Raw genomic sequence first — 19767 nt, forward strand, 5'->3', positions numbered from 1 at the left:
AAGGCTACTTCTTCTTCCACGCCTTCGCGGGCGTGGTCTTCCAGGGGCGGGGCGTGTCCTTGGGAGCGGGGCGCTCCTCCCAGGTGCGGCGCGGGCGAGTGTCAGCCTCCGGCTTGGGCTTCTGGTAAGGGCGCGGCTTCTCGTCGAACTCGCGGCGGGCCTTGAAGCTGCCGTCAGGACGGGTCTTGGAGAAGGCGGAATCCGGCCGGGGAGCCTCGCCCCGAGCGGCGCTGCGTTCCGCGTAGGAACGCTGGGGGCGGGGACCGCCCTCCTTGCGCTCGCGGGGGGTATCGAAGCGGGGCTTGGCCTTCTTCTCAGGCTCGTTCGGGATATCGAACCCCGCGGACTTCTCGGCCTGGACCAGCCCCAGGAGGCCCGCGACGAGGCGCACGGGGTCGGCGTCCTTCAGCAGCTGGGTGGCCTGGGCGAGCAGGGCGGCGCTGGCGGCGCCCTGAATGCCGTCCAGGAGCTTGGCGGCCTGGGCCTCCCGGATCTCCGCGGGCGTGGGCACGGCGCGCCAATCCAGCTTGAGTCCCCCGCGGCGGCCCCAGGCCAGCAGGATGCGGCTCTCCTTCCAGTTCACGAGGGCGAGGCTGGTGCCCTTCGCACCGGCGCGGCCCGTGCGGCCGCTGCGGTGGATGTAGCTTTCCAGCTGGGTGGGGATGCCCACGTGCACGACCAGGGGGAGGCCGCCGATGTCGAGGCCCCGCGCCGCCACGTCCGTGGCCACGAGGTAGCGCAGCTTGCCGTCCTTGAACTGGCCGAGGATGCGGGTGCGGGTCGCCTGGGCCAGGTCGCCGTGCAGGAAGGCCGCGGGGAGGCCGGAGACCGTCAACTCTTCGGCGACTTCCTCTGTCTGGGCCTTGGTCTTGGTGAAGATGAGCGCGGCACTGGGCTCGTCTTTCAGCAGCAGGTTCACGAGGGCGCGCACCTGCTGGTGGTCAGGCACCAGCACGGGGGTGTGGGCGATGTCGGCATGCACGGCGTGTTCGCCAGCCTCCGCGAGCTGGATCTGGACCGGGTCCTTGAGGAACCGCTTCGCCAGCTTGGCGATGGGGGCGGGCAGGGTGGCCGAGAACAGGTAGGTCTGGGGACCCGCGGGCACCTTGGCGAGGATGGTCTCCACATCCTCCAGGAAGCCCATGTTGAGCATCTCGTCGCACTCGTCGAGGACGATCATGCTGACGCGGCCCAAGTCCAGTGTGCCGCGCTCCAGGTGGTCCATCACGCGGCCCGGCGTGCCCACCACCACGGGCGCGCCCATGCTGAGGGCGCGCAGCTGGGGCGTGTAGCTCACGCCGCCCACGAGGGAGGCGATGGGCAGCTTGGGCACGAGGCTGTGCAGCTCAGCGCCCACCTGCTGGGCGAGCTCGCGCGTGGGCGCGAGGATGAGGGCCTGGGGATGGCGTTCGTCCGCGAGGCGGTGCAGCAGCGGAAGGCCGAAGGCCAGGGTCTTGCCGGAGCCGGTGCGGCTCTGCACCAGCAGGTCGCGCCCTTCGAGGCCCGGCTTGAAGGTCTGAGCCTGCACGGGCATGGGGGTCTCGAAGCCGCGCTTGGCCAGGGCGGCCAGCAGAGCTTCGCTGCAGCCAAGGGCTGCGAAGGTCAGGTCGTTCACAATGTCTCCCGGGGCTGTTCCCGCAGAAGATGGCAGACAGCGCCAGCCGGGAGAGGCCCAAACAGGAAGGTTCTCACGAAATCCAGTAATTTCCAAGGGATATTCCAATTCTGTATCGACAACCTTCCGCCATACTGGTCCATGGCTGATCCCGAAGACCGCATCCTCACCGTCCCCCTGGGTTCCGATCCATCCCTGCGACGGCGCTACATGGTGCTCGACCAGGACCTTCCGGCCAACGTGCGCTTCGGCCTGATCCTCGAGGTGCTCGACAAGGTCGCGGAAGAGTGCGCCCTCGACTACGTGCGCCGCACTCATCCCCAGGCCCGGGTGGTGACGGCGGCCATCGACAACATCTTCGTGCGCAGCGCCGCGGACGTGCACCGCGACCTGGTGTTTCGGGCCCGGGTCAACTTCGTGGGGCGCACCAGCCTGGAGGTGGGCATCCGCGTGGAGCACCCGGCGGAAGCGGGTCTGCCCGCCGCCCACATCGCCTCCTGCTACTTCACCATGGTGGCCCGCAGCACGGCCAGGGCCGGGGCGGAGAGTCTGGTCCTGCCTGGCTTCGAACCCGGCGATGCCCTGGCGGTCCGGCGCTGGGAGCGCGCCATCGCGCGGCGGGAAAGCTACCGCCAGCAGCTGCATCAGGCCCAGGAGCCGCCCAGCCGCGAAGAATATGCCCTGCTGGCGTCCCTGCACGCGGCCCAGGATGCCCCCGGCTTCCAGGGGCTGATGGCGGCGGAGTGCGTCACCAGTGGCTGGGAGCGCACCTATCCGGAGCACGAGAACGTTCCCACCAAGATCTTCGGGGGACATCTCATCCGTCAGGCCTTCGAACAGTCGGCCATCTGCGTGGAGCAGGTGGCGCCCCATCGGCCCGTCATCGTGGCCGTGAACCGGATCAACTTCGTCCAGCCGGTGCGCATGGGTGACAAGCTGCAGTTCCTCAGCCGGGCCGTCTACTCGGGAAGCACCAGCGTCTGCGTGGAGACGGACATCATCCGTGTGAGCCGCGACCGGACCCAGACGAACCTATCCAACAGCTGTATCTTCACGTTCGTGAATGTCGATGACGACCTCCGCCCCCAGCCGGTGCCGACCATCCACCCAGCCACCTACGCGGAGGACGCCCGCTACCTCGCGGCGCACCGCCGCCGGGAATCACGGCTGGTGTGGAAGGCGTCGCGGGGGAGGTAAGATCACGGCATGACTTCAATCCTCCTCATCCGTCACGGCATCGCGGAGGATGCCCGGCCTGGCCAGCGCGATGCGGACCGGGCCCTGACCCGGGAAGGCTGGACCAGGACCCGCGCGGCGATGAAGGGGCTTGTGACCCGCGGCCACCGTCCCACCAGGGGATTCAGCAGCCCCTACCGGCGCGCCATGGAGACCATGGGCTGCCTCCAGGAAGCCGCCGGAGTCTTCCCCATGGAGACATCCCTGCTGGTCGTGCCGGAAGGCAACCCTCCGCAGGCCGATCTCTGGTTGCGCGGGCTGGCGGCCGAAATGCCGGGCGGTGTCCTGGCGCTCGTCAGCCACCAACCCTTCCTCGGCGAGCTGATCTTCCACCTCACGGGCCGCAGCCTCGAGGTGAAGAAGGCCAGTTGCACCGTCGTCCGCTGGGAGGACGGCGCCTGGCGCTTCGAGGCGCAGTACCAGCCATCGGAGCTGAGGAGCTGATGCGACCCCAGCCCACGTTCGCCATCCTCCCTTCGGGGCTGAAGCTCCACTACCGCGTCCAGGGGAATCCCCATGGCCCCTGGCTGGTGCTGATGAACGGCCTGTTGTCGGATACCACCATGTGGGCCGGGACCCTGCCTGGCCTGGTGGACCGCCATCGCGTCCTCACGTTCGACAGCCGGGGGCAGGGGAAATCCGATGCACCCGTCGACGGGCCCTATCCCACGGCCCAGGTGGCCACGGACGCCTGGGACCTGTTCGGGGCCTTGGGCGTCGAACGGCCCTGGCTGGTGGGCCTCTCCAACGGCAGCGCCATGAGCCTGGAACTGCTCACCAGTCACCCCGGCGCCTTCGCCGGCGCGGTCCTCACCAGCGCCATGCCCCGCATCGACTTCGCCATGGCCCTCAAGGCCGAGCACTGGGCCCGGTGCCTGGAGGTAGGCGGGCCCCTCATGCAGTTCGATGCCGTGGCGCCCTTCCTCTGGGGCGACGCGTTCCTGGAGGCCAGACATGGCGTCCTGCGGGCCTACCACCAGGTGGTAACGGGCGGCGCCGGGAAGCCCATGCACGGCAACCTGCACCAGATCCGGGGGATCACGGGCTGGGACATCCGTGAGCGTCTGAGTCTCATCCAAGCTCCAGTCCTGGTGCTCTCCGGGGCCGAGGATCTCCTCACCCCCCCCTGGAAATGCCTGGAGACGGCCCAACGCATTCCCGGCAGCCGCTTCGAGATCGTGCCGGGCATCGGACATGCCTACCCCGTGGAGGACCCCAAAGGATTCACGGCCAGAGTTCGAGGCTTCATGGATAAAGTCGATGCCGGGTTTGGCCGATAAGGGAAACTGGCCTACCATACAACCTTCCCCGAGCCACTTCCGACTCGCCCTGCCCCTGAGGTGACCTATGGCCACCCCTTCTCAGTCCCCGGCCGTCCTGAGCTTGCAAGAGCTCAAGGAACTCTCCATCGGCAAGCTCGCCGAACTGGCGAAGGACCTGCAGATCGAGAACCCGCTCGCCATGCGGAAACAGGAGCTGGTGTTCCGGGTGCTCCAGGCCCAGGCCGAGCGTGAGGGCCAGTTCTTCGCCGAAGGCGTGCTGGAAGTGCTGCCCGAGGGTTTCGGCTTCCTGCGCAGCCCCGACCAGAACTACCTGGCGGGTCCCGAGGACATCTACATCTCGCCCAGCCAGATCCGCAAGTTCAACCTGCGCACCGGCGACACGCTCTCCGGCATGATCCGCGCGCCCAAGGAGGGCGAGAAGTTCTTCGCCATGCTGCGGGTGGATGCCGTGAACTTCGATCCGCCCATGGTGGCCAAGGACCGCGCCCACTTCGATGACCTCGTGCCGCTCTATCCGAAGCACCACCTGCGCATGGAGCGGGACGCCCAGGAGATCAGCACCCGCGTCATGGACCTGATGACGCCCCTGGGCAAAGGCCAGCGCGCCCTCATCGTGGCCCCGCCCCGCACGGGCAAGACCGTGCTGCTGCAGAACATCGCCAACTCCATCACCGCCAACCACCCGGAAGTCTTCCTCATCGTCCTGCTCATCGACGAGCGGCCCGAGGAAGTCACCGACATGGAGCGCAGCGTGAAGGGCGAGGTGGTCTCCAGCACCTTCGACGAGCCCGCCACCCGACACGTCCAGGTGGCCGAGATGGTCATCGAGAAGGCCAAGCGCCTGGTGGAGCACAAGAAGGACGTGGTGATCCTGCTGGATTCCATCACGCGCCTGGGCCGGGCCTACAACACCGTGGTGCCCCCCAGCGGCAAGGTGCTCTCCGGCGGCGTGGACAGCAACGCCCTCCAGCGCCCCAAGCGCTTCTTCGGGGCGGCGCGCAACATCGAGGTCGGTGGGTCGCTCACCATCATCGCCACCGCGCTCATCGAGACCGGGTCGAGGATGGACGATGTGATCTTCGAGGAGTTCAAGGGCACCGGCAACAGCGAGATCGTGCTGGACCGCAAGCTCAGCGACAAGCGCATCTTCCCTGCCATGGACATCCAGAAGTCCGGCACCCGCAAGGAAGACCTGCTCATCGACGCCGCCAAGCTGGCCAAGATCTGGGTGCTGCGCAAGATTCTCAGCGCCAGCGGCCCCAGCGAGAGCATGGAGCTGCTCGTCGACCGCCTTGGCAAGGCCAAGACGAACGATGAGTTCCTGGCGAACCTCCAGGAGCCCGCGCCAAGGCGATAGCCAGGCGGGATGCCCAGGCCGGCGCTGCCGGTCCTCGGCCCCGCCGACCCAACCAGGCGACGGGCCGGCTATCATGTGGCGGTCTCCTGGGGAATTGATCCCGGCCGGCCCGCGCCTTCCGGTACGCAGTCCCCTCTCATCACAGGTCTCACCAGGTTCTTTCGCAGTCGCATCAGGCAGTCCGGCATTTCGTCACGCCCACCTCGAGTGGGATCCACGAACGAGGAGAGCCCATGAGACACATGCGAGTCGTTGTTTCCCACTACGGCGGGCCCGAGGCCCTTCAGGTGATCGAGGAGGCTTGCCCCGAGCCGGAAGCCGGTGAGGTCCGGGTGAAGGTGCTGGCCGCAGGGGTCGCCATGCCAGACATCATGGCGCGGGAGGGCATCCACCCCGAGACTCCCCCGGTACCCTATACGCCAGGCTGGGACTTGATCGGAGTGGTGGATCTGCCTGGCCCCGGGGTCACAGGAGTGACGCCAGGCGAGGTGGTCGCTGCGATGCCGATCCATGGCGCCTACGCAGAGTTCGTCTGCCTGCCGCAGCGGGAACTCGTCCCGGTGCCTTCCGGGTTGGATCCTGCAGAGGCCGTGAGCCTCGTCCTCAACTACATCACCGCCTATCAGATGCTGCATCGTTCCGCGAAGGCCAAGCCTGGACAGCGCGCACTGATCCATGGCGCGGCTGGCGGGGTGGGAACCGCGCTCCTGCAGCTCGGGCGCCTCGCCGGCCTGGAGCTGTACGGCACCTGCTCCCAGCGCTCCGCGTCAATCGTTTCAGGGCTGGGCGCGACAGCCATCGATTACCGGGATCAGGACTTCGTGACCGAAATCCGGCGCCTCACCGGCGAGGGCGTCGACGCTGTCTTCGACCCCATCGGGGGGGCCCATCTTTGGCAATCCCGAGAGGCCTTGCGGCCTGGAGGAAGGGTGGTGGGGTACGGCAATACCACCACCCTGCGCGGTGAGGGATTGGATGCCGGCCGTGCCGGCCGTCGCAACCGGCTCCATGGAATCCCCATCTACCTGCTCTACATCCTCGGGGGTTGGGTCCTGCCGGGTCGCAAGCGGGTGGTCCCCTACAGCATCCAGACCCTGAAGCGGCTGCGACCGGCGCAGTTCCGTGAAGATCTCACCACATTGCTGGATCTGCTCAAGCAGCAGAGGATCAAGCCGCTCGTTGCCCAGCGCTTGCCGCTTTCCGCCGCGAGGGAAGCCCAGGAGCTGCTGGGGAGGGGGGGAGTGATCGGGAAGGTCGTCCTGGTCTGCGACGATTCGAGGATGTGAAGGGGACCCTCCCTCCCAGGGCGAGGCCTCTGGCTCCGAATTTGGCCCCAGGCTGAATCCGGAGCCCCCGTTACACTGGAAGGTCGGACCGGCCATGACTTTCCCCCATTCCCCCTTCCACATCCGCGATATCGAGGTGCCCAACCGCCTCGTGATGGCGCCGCTGCATGAAATCACCGACCAGCCCTTCCGCAAGTTCATCCGGGAGATCGGCGGGGTGGGGCTCACGGTCTCGGAGATGATCAGCAGCGAGGCGCTGATCCGGCACGCGGTGAAGGCGGAGCGCATGATGGCGGCCACCGGCGAGCGGCCACTCTCCATGCAGATCTCCGGCGGGCGGCCCGAGGCGCTGGCGGAGGGTGCGGCGCTCTGCCAGGCTGCGGGCGCCGATCTGGTGGACCTGAACATGGGCTGCCCGGCCAGCAACGTCACCAAGGGCGGGGCTGGCTCGGCGCTGCTGAAGGACATCCGCCTAGCGGAGCGCTGCGTCACGGCGATGGTGAAGGCCGTGAAGGTGCCCGTGACGGTGAAGATGCGCGCCGGCTGGGACGCGTCACAGAAGGAGCGGGGCGAGTTCCTGGACTTCCTGCGCATGTTCGAGGCCGCGGGCGTGCGGGCCCTGGCCATCCACCCCCGCACCCGGGCCCAGCAGTACGAGGGCCACGCGGACTGGAGCATCATCGCCCGGGCGGTGGAGGCGGGCACCTCGTACCCGATCATCGGCAACGGGGATGTGAACGCGAGGGAGGACGCCTTCCGCATGGTGGCGGAGACCGGCTGCGCCGCCGTGATGATCGGGCGCGGGGCGCTCTACAACCCGTTCCTGTTCCGCCAGATCCTGGACCCGGAACTCGTCGTGACCACGGACATGCGGATCGACGCCACGCTCCGCCTCTTCCAGATCCTGCTGGACCTGCTGGAGCCTCGCGAGGCCCTGCACAAGATCAAGAAGATCGGCGCCTGGTTCACCAAGGGGGTGCCTGGCGGTCACGGCTTCCGCCAGAACCTTCACGCCGCCAGCGACCCCCAGGCCCTCCTGGCCGCCATCGACGCCCTGAGGCACCAGGCGGCCTGATCAGCGGCGCCGTCCACCACCGCCGAAGATGGATCCCATGACGCCTCGGATGATCTGGCGGCCGATGGAGCTGCCGGCGGCGCGGATGACGCTCTTGCCGAAGGCCTCCATCATGGAGTCGCTGCGACGGGCGGGCTCCTTGTTGGCCTTCGCTTCCGCCTGGGCCTGGGCCTCGGCGGCTTCCTGCTGCATGGCCTGGTCGGCGCGGGCTTTCAGCTTCTCGAAGGCGCTTTCCCGATCTACGGCCTGTTCGTAGTGACCCGCCAACAGCGAGGTCTTGATGACCTGCTGCCGCTCCTCCGGGGTGATGGGCGAGAGCTGGCTCTCCGGCGGGCAGATAAAAGCCCGCTCCACGACGCCAGGCCGACCCTTCTCGTCCAGCAGGGACACCAGGGCTTCGCCCACGCCCAACTCGGTGATGGCCGTGGCCACATCCAGCTGGGGGTTGGCGCGGAAGGTCTCCGCGGCGGCCTTCACGGCCTTCTGGTCGCGCGGGGTGAAGGCGCGCAGGGCGTGCTGCACGCGGTTGCCCAGCTGGCCCAGCACCTTCTCGGGGATGTCCAGGGGGTTCTGGCTCACGAAGTAGACGCCCACGCCCTTGGAACGCACCAGGCGCACCACCTGCTCGACCTTGTCGAGCAGAGCGTCGGGCGCGTCGTTGAAGAGCAGGTGGGCCTCGTCGAAGAAGAAGGCCAGCTTGGGCTTCTCGGGGTCGCCCACTTCGGGCAGGCGCTCGAAGAGTTCCGACAGCAGCCACAGCAGGAAGGTGGCGTAGAGCTTGGGGGCGTTGATGAGCTTGTCCGCCGCCAGGATGTTGATGACGCCCCGGCCCTTGGAATCGGTCTGCATGAGGTCGTCGAGGTCCAGCGCCGGCTCGCCGAAGAAGACCTCGCCGCCCTGGCTCTCCAGCTCCAGCAGGCCGCGCTGGATGGCGCCGATGCTGGCGGCGGAGACATTGCCGTACTGGGTCTTGAACTCGGCCGCGTGGTCGCCGACGAATTGGAGCATGCTGCGCAGGTCCTTGAGGTCCAGCAGCAGCAGGCCGTTGTCATCGGCGATCTTGAACACCAGGTTCAGCACGCCGCCCTGGGTGTCGTTGAGGTTCAGCAGCCGTGCGAAGAGCAGGGGGCCCATGTCGCTGACGGTGGTGCGCACCGGGTGCCCCTGGTGTCCGTAGAGATCCCAGAAGGTCACCGGGAAGCCCTGGTACTCGAAGCCCTCGAGCTTCAGCTGGCCGACGCGCTCGACCACCTTGGGGTTGTCGCCGCCGGGTTTGCAGAGGCCGGGCAGGTCGCCCTTCACGTCTGCCAGGAAGACCGGCACGCCGATGGCGGAGAACCGTTCGGCCATCGTCCGCAGGGTCACGGTCTTGCCCGTGCCGGTGGCGCCGGCCACGAGGCCGTGGCGGTTGGCCATGCGGGGCAGCAGGGCGAGGTCGGACGGGCCTTTGGCGATCAGGAGGGGCTCGGACATGGGGGCCTCATGATGATGATGGAGAAGAGTCTAACGGCTCAGGCTGGCCCGGCGGCCGTGGCCTCCTCCAGGGCGAAAACGGCATCGCCGGTGTGGGGGGCGCGTCGGATGGCGCAGGCTTCTGCCGGGCAGCGCTCGCAGTACAGGCGGCCGCAGGGATCCACATGCGTGTGCACTTCGCCTTCGATGTCGGCCCCTTCCAGCGCGCGCTTGCCGAAGCCTTCGCAGAGGTCGTGGGCCTGGCGCACGGGGTAGTACTCGGGCACCACCATGTGCACGTCCACGTGGGTGTAGCGGCCCGAGCGGAAGGTGCGCATCTCGTGGACAGCGATGATGTCCCAGGTCCGCACGCGGTTCATGGCGGCCAGCACCTTTGCCAGCACCTCGGGGTCTTCCATGTCCAGCAGGGCCTGGGAGGATTCCTTCACCAGGCGGAAGCCCGTGCGGGCCAGCAGCAGACCCACGACCATGGCCATGACGGGGTCGAGCCACTTGATGCCGGTGAGCTTCACGGCCAGCAGGCCCGCGACGATGCCCACCGTGGTCCAGAAATCCGACAGGATGTGGTGTCCATCCGCCTCCAGGGCCTTGGACCGCGTCTTGCGGCCCTGGGAGAGCATGAACCAGCCCAGCAGGCCGTTGAGGGCGCCGGCAGCCAGGTTCACGACCAGGCCCAGGCCCAGGTTCTTCAGTTCCACCCCGTGGATGAGCCCGTTGGCGGCCTCGAAGAGGATGAAGGCCGCGGCCAGGGAGATGAGGCCACCCTCGAAAGCGGCGCTGAAGTGCTCGATCTTGCCGTGCCCGTAGGGGTGTTCCTTGTCCGCGGGCTTGCCGGCGAAGACCACGGCGCCCAGGGCGAAGATGGCCGCCACCACGTTCACGACGCTCTCGATCGCGTCAGATTTCAGGGCCACCGAACCCGACAGGAGGAAGGACAGGTACTTCAGCCCCAGGACGGCCACGCCCGCCGTGATGGACAGGAGGGCGACGCGGACTCGTGAACGCTGTTCGAGGTGTTCGGCGGACATGGCGGCTCCGGGTTCCACGGTACCAGCGGGGCGGACCCTGGATTATTCGAATTCCTCGAAGAGCCCCCGCTGAACCCCGTTTCCGGGATCGGCCGGGAAGGGGAAGGCCGCGGGCGGGGACCAGGGGCGGTCTGGATCGAAGGGCGATGGCGGCGGGAGATCCGGCGGCAGCCAGCGGAGGGCGGGGGCGGGCTGGATCTGGGCCAGCATCGCCTGCGCCCCGGCTTCGGGAGGCACCGCGGGCACGCGCAGCAGGATCGTCGGCGGGTGGTCCAGGGTCTCGGTCCAGCCGGCGGGCTGGAGGGCGCGGGCCTCGATGGGCGCGGGATCCCGGGGGTCCGCGGCGAGGCCGGGGGTGAAGGCCCCGGGCGCAGGAGGAAGGGGCAGGCTCGCCCGCCAGGGCAGGCCCTCGCGCAGAGCCTGGCGCCCAAGCAGGGCCGCCACGATGGGATCGCCGCAGGCACCCAGGTGGATGGGTGTCCTCAGACGCTCCTGGAGCAGGGCCTTGAGGGCGCGCAGCAGGCCGAAGGCCGCGGGCCAGGCGCCGCCAGCGCGCTGGAACTCGATGCCGCCCGCCAGGGCCAGGCGCCAGCCGGCCGTGCGGCGAAGGAAAGGCAGGTCCACCCAGGCATTCGCGGACATGCGCTGGGCCAAGCCCCGTTCCGCCGAGCCCTGGGCTTCGGACATGGCCGCGGCAAGCGCCTCGCCCGAGGCCAGCGTGGAAAGCGCGCCGAGGGGCAGGATCACCTCGCCCCAGAGCCAGCCCGGCGGCACTTCATCGCCGGGGGCTGGGGTGCCCAGGTCCGGCAGGCGCCAGGCGGTCCCGGTCCGTGGCACCCAGCCGATGACCCCCTGGCGCCAGACTTCGCCCAAGGGGCCTTCTGGCGCTTCCGGAGCATGCAGCCAGGCGCGGAAGGCGCCGCCCGGGAGCTGGGCCGCGGCCTCCGGACCCAGGTGCAGGGCGAGGCCGGGGATGGCCGAGATGGCCTCCCACCAGCCCTGGCGCGACTCGGAGGGCAGGGCTTCCATCCAGGCGGGGGGATGGTCCCACACCAGGCCGAAGCCTCCCGGAAGCAGGGACACCAGGTTCATGAGCCGGGCCAGGGCCCTTCCAGGCGCCGCATGGACCGAGGCCAGGCCCTCCTCGAGGAAGCGCGACCCGGCCCAGCCGGCCCAGGGCCCGTCCGTCGCCGTGCGCAGGATGAAGCCCCGACCTTCGTGCTCCGTCACCGGGCCTCCCCGGCAGCTGATCCAAGGGGGACGGGCATGGGCGCGAACATGGGCCGTCCCAACCCGCCCGGAGTGAAGGCCTGATCCCAGCGCTCCCGCAGACGGTGGGCGGCCTCCCGGGCCGCGGCCCGGTCATCCCGCCCTCGCAGACGCAGACCCAGCCAGGAAGCCGACAGGAGACACCCCGTGCCTCGGCGCTGGCCCGGCAGCCGGGGCGCGGCATCCAGGGCCTCGGTCCCGTCCCGGGTGATCCACAGATCCTGCACCACCTCGCCGGCGGCGTGCCCGCCCTTGAGCCACACGGCGGTAGCCCCGGCTTCGAGCCAGGGGGTCGCGAGGGCCGTGGGGTCCGCCGTGCGGATGGCCTCGGGTGGCAGGCCGGCGAAGGCGGCGGCCTCGCCCCGGTTGGGGCTCACCACCCATCCGCCCATGGGCAGCAGATCCGCGGCCAGGCGGCGGAGGTCCCCGCCATCGTGCAGGCCCACCCCGGCGCTGGGGGCGAGGATGGGATCCCAGATCCGGACGGGCGGGGCGAGGTGGCGCAGGGTGGCACAGAGGCGGCGGAAGGTGTCCGCCTCCAGGGCGCAGAGGCCGACCTTCACGCCCCAGCGGCCCGCCAGGTGGGGGGCGAGGGCCTCCAGGCGCTGGACCGGGTCCATGGCGGGCGCGTCGATCCGTGAGCAGCCCAGGCCATTCTGGAGGGTCTCCGCCAGGCTCACCGCCATGGGTTGGCAGCCCAGCTCCGCCAGGGCCAGGGCATCCCGCAACAGGCCTGCCCCGCCGGACGGATCCATCCCGCCCAGGCACAGGGCGACGGGCGGGGCGCTGGGGTGGGTGGCATCCATGGCGAAATTCCAGGATGACACAGGATGATCGCCAGACACGCTTCGATGGATTCGGCCCCATCACAAAGAGAAGAGGGGTTTACCGCCTGCCATCCACAGGAAACCGAGAAGGCAGGCCTGTTGTGGCTTCAGGGGCATGTCCGACCATTAATAAATAAAAAAAGGCCTTTGGTACAAAACAGGACCCGCCGAAGCGGGTCCTGAGATCCTGGTGTCCGGCAGGGCCGGTCAGCCTGATCCTACTTGCGCTTCTTGCCGCCCTTGCCGTTGACTTCATCAGCCAGCTTCTTGCCGGGCTTGAACTTGGCGACCTTCTTGGCAGCGATCTTGATGGGCTTGTTGTCGCGGGGGTTGCGGCCGGTGCGGGCGCCGCGGTTGGCGACGGAGAAGGTGCCGAAGCCCACGAGGGTGACCTTGTCGCCACTGCGCAGGGCGGAAGCGATGCCACCGAGCACCTGGTCGAGGGCGGCAGCGGCCTGGGCCTTGGTGATACCGGCCTTATCGGCGACGGCGCTGACCAGTTCAGCCTTGTTCATGGAAACCTCCGAATTTGGGGATCTGTGTCCCCGGGTTGAGGAAAACGGAATCGGCTCCGTGTGGAGACGACCGTACCTATTGGGTTTTCGAATATCACTGGCCCGGAAAGGCCGATGAATACTGTATTTCCTAAACTGCCAAGAAGCTACGCCGCAGACGCAGCGTGGTCAAGGTTTTTCTTTCAAAAAAATTCGCAGATCGGCCGCCCTTGGGATTCTTGGGTGTCATGGAACACATGAATGGCCGGAAACGCTAGAGCCTAAGTGCCATGGATGTCGCAGATCACCGTAGAACGGGCCATTGGGCTGAAGCCCCTCCGCGGAAGGGGCGCCAGAGGCGGTTCGCGGCCTATGATGTCCTATGGCACATCCCTACTTCCTCACCGTGGCCTACGCGGGCGGGGGTTTCCACGGCTGGCAGATCCAGACGAGCCTGCGGAGCGGGCAGGGCGACCTGTGGAAGGCGCTGCGCGCCTTCGATCCGGAAGCACCCATGCCCCAGGGCACAGGGCGCACGGACGCGGGCGTGCATGCCCGCGCTCAGGGGGTGCTGATCCACACCGCGCGGGCCTGGGACCCCTACCGGCTCCTGGCCGCGCTGAACGCGCATCTGCCGAAGGACATCCGGGTGATGGGAGCGCAACCAGCCCCAGAGGGTTTCTTCCCCCGGCAGCACGCCGTGGCCAAGCGCTACGTCTACCGGCTGGGCCTTGGGCCGTCAGAGGATCCGCTGATGGCGCCGTTCCGCTGGCACGTCCACCAGGCGGCGCCGATCGACATCGCGGCCATGGCGGAGGCTGCGCGCCACGTGCTGGGGACCCATGACTTTTCCAGCTTCCGCTGTGCAGAATGCGTGGCGAGGACGCCCGTGCGCACCATCCACGCCCTTCGCCTGGAACCGATGGAAGGCGGCCTGGACCTCATCTTCGAAGGCGGCAGCTTCCTCATGCACCAGGTCCGCATCATGACCGGCACGCTGGTGGAAGTGGGGAAGGGGAAGCGGAACCCGGCTTCCCTCGGCGCTTTGATCGCCGCGAGGGACCGCGCCCAGGCCGGCCTCACCGCCCCGCCCGAGGGCCTCTGCCTGGAGAAGGTGTGGTACGAGGCCCGATGGGCCATTGGCGAGCCCAGCCCCTGGGGTGAGCGGGAGTAGGCCGTCCTCAGGCCTCAGTGAAGCCTCGCCCTCCCTGTCTTTTGCTGAGGACCGGAGACCGAGCGCTCAATCCAAATAGAACCCCACGCCCTGCCAGACTTTGAAGCGCGTCTTGCCGTCCAGCGAGGCGGCCGGGTCGAAGACGAGCTTTTTCGCCGCTTCCACGCAGGCCTCGTCCGCTTCCTTCTCGTCGGGACCGTCCCCGGGAAGGCCCTGGATCAGCCGTGAGGCGACAACTTCGCCCTTCTCGTTGACCAGGACGTTCACCACGACGACCCCCTTGGGCCGGGCCTTGAAGAAGCCCGAGGACTTCAGGCGCGGAACCACCCGGTTCAGGTTGATGGGGCGGGCGGGCTGGACATCCTGGCTCAACACCACCAGATCGCCCTCCACCGGAACAGCGCTCGCCTTGGCGCGAAGCTGCTCATTCTCCGCCTGGAGCTTCGCCGCCTCGGCCTTGGCATCCTCGGCCTCCTGGCGGGCGGCCTTCACGTCCTTCAGGATGGCGTCGCCGCCCCGCTCGTTCTCCTTGAGCGAGGCGCGGACCTGGTCCAGCTCCTTCCGGGCGGCCTCCGCCTCGGTCTTGGACAGGTCCCGGGCCTTCTGGGCCGCGGCGAGTTCCTGCTGGATGTCCTCGGTGGCCGCGAGCCGCTGTTTGAGGCTGTCCCGCTCTTCCGTGAGCCGCTTCACCTGGGCCTGGAGCTGGGCGGCCGTGGGCTTCTTCGCCGCGGCGAGGGGCAGGGTGAACAGCAGCAGGGCGATGGCAATCCGCATGGCACCTCCGGATCCGGGGGGATCAGCGCAGGGCGGCACCCGCCTGATCGTTCCCCTTGTTGGGTTTCGATGTCCTGAGAATCCCACGCTTGATGAGGCGGGAGAAGATGGCAAGGCATTCATCCTGCTCGAAAGGGGCGATGGACAGGATGTCGCGGATCGACCACAGGCCGTTCACACGGGTGGCCAGGAAGGCCTCGTTGGATCCGAGATCGGTGGTCACCAGCTGATCCAGGCTCACCGCCAATTCGGGCACCAGCTCCTGATCCAGCTTCTTGTCCTCCAGGAGGTTCTGGACCACGGCCATCATCCGACCCGCGTCCAGGTGCCTGGGCTGATCCTGGAGGATGCGCCGAAGCTCCTCCTGGGCCTCCTGGAGCTTCTGCGTCTCCATGAAGGCGCGGGCCCGTTGGAGGTGGAGGCTCGGGTTCTCGCCCAGCCCGCCGCCTGGATCCACGATGCGGACCAGGCCCTTCTCGTGGAGGTCGAAGAGCAGCTTGTTGATCTTGTACTCGGGCATGCGGATGGTGAGCATGAGCTGGTCCACGCGGACCTGCCCATCCATGCGCGCCAGGATGTCCGCGTCCTCGGGGGCGAGGGGCAGGCGTTCGGCGATGGCCTCGGGGATGGGCGCGAGCACGGCGTCGCCGCCCCGGATGATCCGTCGGATGCGTTTCCATTCATCCATCCGGCGCGCGCCCTCCAGCACGATGCCGGTGACGTCGAGGCTGAGCAGCATGGACTTCTGATGGGAATCGACGCCATCGTGGTAATCGAAGCTGCCCACGCTCCAGAGGAACGTGTCGTAGATGCTCTCCTCGACCTTCACCTGGACGATGCGCCGGATCTCCGCCTCGGTGATCAGGTGGCGATCGACGAGGATGCGTCCGAGCAGCTGCTGCTCGTCCTCCTGGGTGGCCAGGGCCTCGCGCAGCTGGTCCTCGGTGATGCGGTTGAAGGCGAGCAGATACTGACCCAGGTACTCCCTGGGATCGGAGGACCAGACGCTGGTGATGCGGCCCTCATGGAGCGCCACGCGCTTGGTGTGCAAGGGACCGCGGAGCTCCAGCACGCCGGATTTCTTGCCGACGGCCAGCCACTGGAAGAGATCTTCCAGGCCCATCGTCGCCAGATCACCGCTCAGGGCCAAGACCTTGCCTCCCGTTCCGTCAAGGGTACCTCGATCCTTGGCCAGAACCCAGGACGATCAGGAATATCCAAGCTTCGCGCGGCCTGATCCGCGGCCGATCTGGCTTTCGTCAGAGCCGGTCCAGGGTGGCGCGGATGGCCTGGTTCAGCAGGTCGGGGTGGTGCCGCGCCATGGGGGCCTCCGGGTCCAGCAGCGGGAACCGGTGCACGGGAATGCCCAGGACCTCGCTGGCGGGCGCGGAGATGGGCTCGCCGCCCTCCTCCCGGTACCGGGCGAGCATGTCGGGTCGGAGCGGCGCCGAATTGGCGATCACCGCCGAAATGCCGACGCGCCCGAAGGCGGCGATGGCGGCCACATGGTTCTCCAGGTCCATCCCGGAGGATTCCCCGGGCTCGGTCATGAGGTTGGCCACGTAGATCACCGGGGCCCGGGAGATGGCTACCGCTTCCTGCAGCTCGGAGAGCAGGAGGTTGGAGATGGTGGAGGTGTACAGGCTGCCTGGGCTGAGGATCACCAGGTCCGCCCGCAGGAGGGCCAGCACGGCCTCGGGCAGGGGCTCGGCGTCCGCGGGCTCCATCCAGAGGCGGGCGAGGGGAGGGCGGCAGGAGCCCACGGCGGTCTCGCCCTGATAGAGGCGCCCGTCCATGTCCTCGGCGCAGAGGGTGATGGGAACCACGGTCGAGGGGAAGAGGCGCCCCACCGTCACCAGCACCCCCGAGAGCTGGCGGATGGCGCGGACCCAATCTCCCGTCAGATCCGCCAGGGCCCAGAGCATCAGGTTCCCCAGCGAGTGGCCCGACAGGCTGCCGTCTCCCTTGAACCGGTAGTTCAGGAGGTCCGAGAGCGCCGAATCCTCCAGCGTCAGCGCCGAGAGGCAGTTGCGGAGGTCCCCGGGCGGGATGCCGCCCAGCTCGTCGCGGAGCCGGCCGGAGGATCCACCGTTATCGGATACGGTGACGATGCCCGTGAGCTTCCAGGGGTCGCGGCTCCGCCCCGCCTCGCGCTTCAGGGCCCGCAGCAGCGCGGCGAGGCCGGTGCCCCCGCCCAGGGCCACCACTTTCAGCGGCTGGTCGGCATGGAGACCCAGGGGGCCCGGCACGAGGATGGCCCTGCTGGCCTAGTGGCCTTCAGTGAAGGCGAAGAGCGGCGACTTCCGGACGGAGTTGAAGTCCGGCTCCATGTGCCACTGGAAGAGCAGGTCGCCGTCGAGCTCCACGGCCTTCTTCATGCTTTCCGCGGAAGCCTCGGCGTTCTCGGCCTGGGCGAAGGCCACGGCGCGCAGGTAGTGCAGGGTGCCCTGCGCGGGGTGCGTCTTGATGGCCTTCTCCAGCAGCTTGAGGGCGCCATCCGTATCACGCCGGTTGAGGCAGGCCTGGATCTCGGTGATGGCGTCGGCCGCGGCGGCCTTGGGGGGGTGCAGCTTCGATTCGGCCAGGGCGCGATAGACCTCGGCCCGGCGCTTGACCGCCCAGTCGCCGGCGGTCCGGGCTTCTTCCATCAGCGTGTCCAGGGCTTTCACGGCCTCGGCGTGCTTGCCGCCGTCCACCAGCTTCACGGCCTTCGCGAACGCCTCCGCGAACGGAGATGGCTGGCCGGCCGGGGCGTGGGTGGACTTGGGAGCTTGTTCTGACTTGGCTTTCGTAGCCATACGGGATCCTCTGGAAGCCTTGGAGAAACTATAGGATGACAGCTTTCCCCGGGCAAATCCCATGGCGGCGCCCCCGAATCGGCCGTCAAGCCTTGAACAAGGCCTTTTCGCGGTTGAGGAGCCGGGTGGAGACGAAGGTCATGAGCCCCGCCAGGCCTACCGTCATGGCGAAAGCCACGAGGTATTCGAGCTGGTCGAACTGCTGGCTGAAGAGCTTGCGGAGGGACAGGCAGACGTTCACCACGGGCACATAGGTCAGGAAAGGCATCTTGTCCACGCCCGGGGCCATGGTGAACACGCCCAGGAACACGACCAGGAAGATGCCCGGCGTGATGGCGCTGCCCGCCTCGATGGTGTTCCGGGCCTGGATGCCCATGAGCAGGATGAAGTTTGAGAAGAAGAGGCCCAGCGGCACCATGATCATGAAGGTGAGGCCCAGGGTCATGGGGTTGGCCACGGCCGCCAGGGCCTGCATGGAACTCGTGGCCCCGCCGGTCATGAAGGGGATGGAGAGGCCCATGCTCAGCAGGTTCAGCAGGGCCGCGATCACGCCCATGCTGAAGATGTAGAGCAGCTTGCCGAGGATGATCTGGTTCCTCGGCAGGCGGGTGGCCATGAGGCTCAGGAGGGTGTGGCGCTCCTTCTCCCCAGCCGTGGCGTAGATCCCGTGCTGCATCGATCCGGTGTACATCATGATCATCAGCAGGTAGGGGAGGATCCGCCCCATGACCTTGCCCATCTCGAGGGCCGGGTCCGCGGCGTTCTTCACGTCCAGCTTCAGGGGCTCTGCCAGCTGGGGGGACGCGCCAAGGCCCTCGAGCCGGGTCTGGATCCAGCTCTTCTCCTGGTTTCGCAGGGCTTCCTTGACCCGCTTCAAGGCCAACTCTGAGGTGTGCTCGCTTTCATCGACGGTGGCGGTCAGGGAAAAGGTCTCGTGCTTTTGAAGCGCCTCCATCGCCCCGGGATCGGCCTCCAGGGCCAGGTCCAGCTTCTGGTCCCGGACAGCCTGCCTGAGGTCGCCCTCGGGTTTTGGCACCAGCTCGAAGCGTTTCGGATCGGACCGCAGCGTCCCGGTGAGGGCGCCGGATGCATCCGCCAGATAGATGCGGCTGGCCTTGCCGCGGTTCTGGGCCTCATCCCGTTTCGCCATCTTGGCCATCATGCCGAAGATGGCCGGGTAGAGGAGGAAGGGCAGCACGAAGGCGAAGAAGAGGGTCTTGCGGTCCTTGGAGAGCTCCAGGAACTCCTTCTTGGCGATGAGCAGGGCGCCGCGCATCAGTGGCCTCCTTCGACTTCGGATTCCGCCGCCAGCTGGAAGAAGACTTCATCGAGGGTCTTCGCGCGCCGGGAGAGCAGCAGGTCCCTGGGCGGCGCGTCGCCATGCAGCTTGCCGTCGAAGATGATGCCCACACGATCGCAGATGTCCTCCACCATGGGCATGACGTGCGTGGACACGATCACCGTGCGGCCCTCTTCGCGCATGATGCCGAGCAGGTCCAGGACAGTCTTGGCGGTGAGGACGTCCAGGCCCGTGGTGGGCTCGTCGAAGATCACCACCTTGGGGTCGTGCAGCAGGGCTCGGGCGATGCTCACCTTCTGCTTCTGCCCCGAGGAGAACCCCTCCATCTTCACGTCCGCGAAATCCGCCAGCTGGAGCTTCTCCAGCAGGTGCATGCCCCGGCGCTCGGCGATCCGCGGGTCCACGTCCTGGAATTCGCCGAAGATCCGCAGCAGCTCCCTGGGGGTGAAGCGGGCGTAGACCCCCATGTCCGTGCTGAGGTAGCCCAGGCAGCCGCGCACCGCCTCCGCCGCCTGCCGGGTCTCATGCCCGCAGACGTGGATGGAACCCGCATCCGGGTCCATGAGCCCGGCGATCATGCGCAGGGTGGTGGACTTGCCGGCGCCGTTGGGGCCCAGCAGGCCGTAGATCTCGCCCGGCCTCACTTCCAGCGAGATCCCGCGCACCGCGTCGATCCGCTTGGCGACATGGGTTTTCCTGTCCTTCACGGTGAAGGATTTATGGACCTCGTGGAGCTGGATCACCGGACCTCCGGAAGGACAGGCACCAGTGTATGGGG

The 19767-nt window shown here is 68.0% G+C and carries 19 protein-coding genes; 7 read left to right on the forward strand and 12 right to left on the reverse strand.

Annotation, left to right across the window (positions count from 1 at the left end; translation table 11 throughout):
- Positions 1 to 4 precede the first annotated feature (4 nt).
- Complete coding sequence (locus MLJ35_RS03665) at positions 5 to 1615, reverse strand: DEAD/DEAH box helicase (RefSeq protein WP_243383057.1); 1611 nt, start codon at positions 1613 to 1615, stop codon at positions 5 to 7.
- Between the two features lie 141 nt (positions 1616 to 1756).
- On the opposite strand from MLJ35_RS03665, the gene MLJ35_RS03670 reads away from it, so the two are divergent.
- The 6 genes from MLJ35_RS03670 (at position 1757) to dusB (ending at position 7852) form a co-directional block, all read left to right on the forward strand.
- Complete coding sequence (locus tag MLJ35_RS03670; RefSeq protein ID WP_243383059.1) at positions 1757 to 2812, forward strand: acyl-CoA thioesterase; 1056 nt, start codon at positions 1757 to 1759, stop codon at positions 2810 to 2812.
- 9 nt (positions 2813 to 2821) lie between these two features.
- Positions 2822 to 3295 (forward strand): SixA phosphatase family protein, encoded by a 474-nt coding sequence (locus tag MLJ35_RS03675; RefSeq protein WP_243383060.1) that lies wholly within the window; start codon positions 2822 to 2824, stop codon positions 3293 to 3295.
- Positions 3295 to 4131 carry an alpha/beta fold hydrolase gene (locus MLJ35_RS03680; protein ID WP_243383061.1) on the forward strand — a complete coding sequence of 279 codons (837 nt, stop codon included), beginning with the start codon at positions 3295 to 3297 and terminating at the stop codon, positions 4129 to 4131. Before MLJ35_RS03675 ends, MLJ35_RS03680 begins: the two co-directional genes overlap by 1 nt.
- 97 nt (positions 4132 to 4228) lie before the next feature.
- Positions 4229 to 5491 (forward strand): transcription termination factor Rho, encoded by a 1263-nt coding sequence (gene rho / locus MLJ35_RS03685; protein WP_243294560.1) that lies wholly within the window; start codon positions 4229 to 4231, stop codon positions 5489 to 5491.
- 233 nt (positions 5492 to 5724) lie between these two features.
- Complete coding sequence (locus tag MLJ35_RS03690; protein ID WP_243383062.1) at positions 5725 to 6777, forward strand: medium chain dehydrogenase/reductase family protein; 1053 nt, start codon at positions 5725 to 5727, stop codon at positions 6775 to 6777.
- A 94-nt stretch (positions 6778 to 6871) separates the two neighbouring features.
- Positions 6872 to 7852 carry a tRNA dihydrouridine synthase DusB gene (gene dusB, locus MLJ35_RS03695; protein WP_243383063.1) on the forward strand — a complete coding sequence of 327 codons (981 nt, stop codon included), beginning with the start codon at positions 6872 to 6874 and terminating at the stop codon, positions 7850 to 7852.
- On the opposite strand, the gene MLJ35_RS03700 is transcribed toward dusB, so the two are convergent.
- The 5 genes from MLJ35_RS03700 to MLJ35_RS03720 all read right to left on the reverse strand — a co-directional run bounded on the left by MLJ35_RS03700 (position 7853) and on the right by MLJ35_RS03720 (position 12964).
- Positions 7853 to 9325, reverse strand: coding sequence for a helicase HerA-like domain-containing protein (locus MLJ35_RS03700; protein WP_243383064.1), 1473 nt, complete (start codon positions 9323 to 9325; stop codon positions 7853 to 7855).
- A 38-nt stretch (positions 9326 to 9363) separates the two neighbouring features.
- On the reverse strand, positions 9364 to 10353 hold the full coding sequence (locus tag MLJ35_RS03705; RefSeq protein ID WP_243383065.1) for a cation diffusion facilitator family transporter: 990 nt from the start codon (positions 10351 to 10353) through the stop codon (positions 9364 to 9366).
- A 42-nt stretch (positions 10354 to 10395) separates the two neighbouring features.
- Positions 10396 to 11583, reverse strand: a complete 1188-nt coding sequence (locus tag MLJ35_RS03710; RefSeq protein WP_243383066.1) for a hypothetical protein — start codon at positions 11581 to 11583, stop codon at positions 10396 to 10398.
- Positions 11580 to 12428 carry a bifunctional hydroxymethylpyrimidine kinase/phosphomethylpyrimidine kinase gene (locus MLJ35_RS03715; protein ID WP_243383067.1) on the reverse strand — a complete coding sequence of 283 codons (849 nt, stop codon included), beginning with the start codon at positions 12426 to 12428 and terminating at the stop codon, positions 11580 to 11582. Before MLJ35_RS03715 ends, MLJ35_RS03710 begins: the two co-directional genes overlap by 4 nt.
- A gap of 239 nt (positions 12429 to 12667) precedes the next feature.
- Complete coding sequence (locus MLJ35_RS03720; RefSeq protein ID WP_243285920.1) at positions 12668 to 12964, reverse strand: HU family DNA-binding protein; 297 nt, start codon at positions 12962 to 12964, stop codon at positions 12668 to 12670.
- Positions 12965 to 13325: 361 nt separating this feature from the next.
- Between MLJ35_RS03720 and truA the strand changes: the two genes are divergently transcribed.
- Positions 13326 to 14117 (forward strand): tRNA pseudouridine(38-40) synthase TruA, encoded by a 792-nt coding sequence (gene truA, locus MLJ35_RS03725; RefSeq protein ID WP_243383068.1) that lies wholly within the window; start codon positions 13326 to 13328, stop codon positions 14115 to 14117.
- A 66-nt stretch (positions 14118 to 14183) separates the two neighbouring features.
- On the opposite strand, the gene MLJ35_RS03730 is transcribed toward truA, so the two are convergent.
- From MLJ35_RS03730 to MLJ35_RS03755, 6 genes are all read right to left on the reverse strand, one after another.
- Entirely contained in the window at positions 14184 to 14891 is a 708-nt protein-coding gene (locus MLJ35_RS03730; RefSeq protein ID WP_243383070.1) for a hypothetical protein, read from the reverse strand.
- Positions 14892 to 14913: 22 nt separating this feature from the next.
- Positions 14914 to 16041, reverse strand: coding sequence for a DUF4388 domain-containing protein (locus MLJ35_RS03735; protein ID WP_243383072.1), 1128 nt, complete (start codon positions 16039 to 16041; stop codon positions 14914 to 14916).
- A 109-nt stretch (positions 16042 to 16150) separates the two neighbouring features.
- Positions 16151 to 17140, reverse strand: coding sequence for a gluconeogenesis factor YvcK family protein (locus tag MLJ35_RS03740; protein WP_243383073.1), 990 nt, complete (start codon positions 17138 to 17140; stop codon positions 16151 to 16153).
- Positions 17141 to 17158: 18 nt separating this feature from the next.
- Positions 17159 to 17689, reverse strand: a complete 531-nt coding sequence (locus MLJ35_RS03745; protein ID WP_243383075.1) for a tetratricopeptide repeat protein — start codon at positions 17687 to 17689, stop codon at positions 17159 to 17161.
- Positions 17690 to 17774: 85 nt separating this feature from the next.
- Positions 17775 to 18965, reverse strand: a complete 1191-nt coding sequence (locus tag MLJ35_RS03750) for an ABC transporter permease (RefSeq protein ID WP_243383076.1) — start codon at positions 18963 to 18965, stop codon at positions 17775 to 17777.
- Positions 18965 to 19732: an ABC transporter ATP-binding protein gene (locus tag MLJ35_RS03755; RefSeq protein ID WP_243383077.1), complete on the reverse strand. Its 768-nt coding sequence runs from the start codon at positions 19730 to 19732 to the stop codon at positions 18965 to 18967. Before MLJ35_RS03755 ends, MLJ35_RS03750 begins: the two co-directional genes overlap by 1 nt.
- Positions 19733 to 19767 lie beyond the last annotated feature (35 nt).

Origin of the sequence: Geothrix alkalitolerans, from assembly GCF_022808885.1 — a bacterium.
Lineage (GTDB): Bacteria > Acidobacteriota > Holophagae > Holophagales > Holophagaceae > Geothrix > Geothrix alkalitolerans.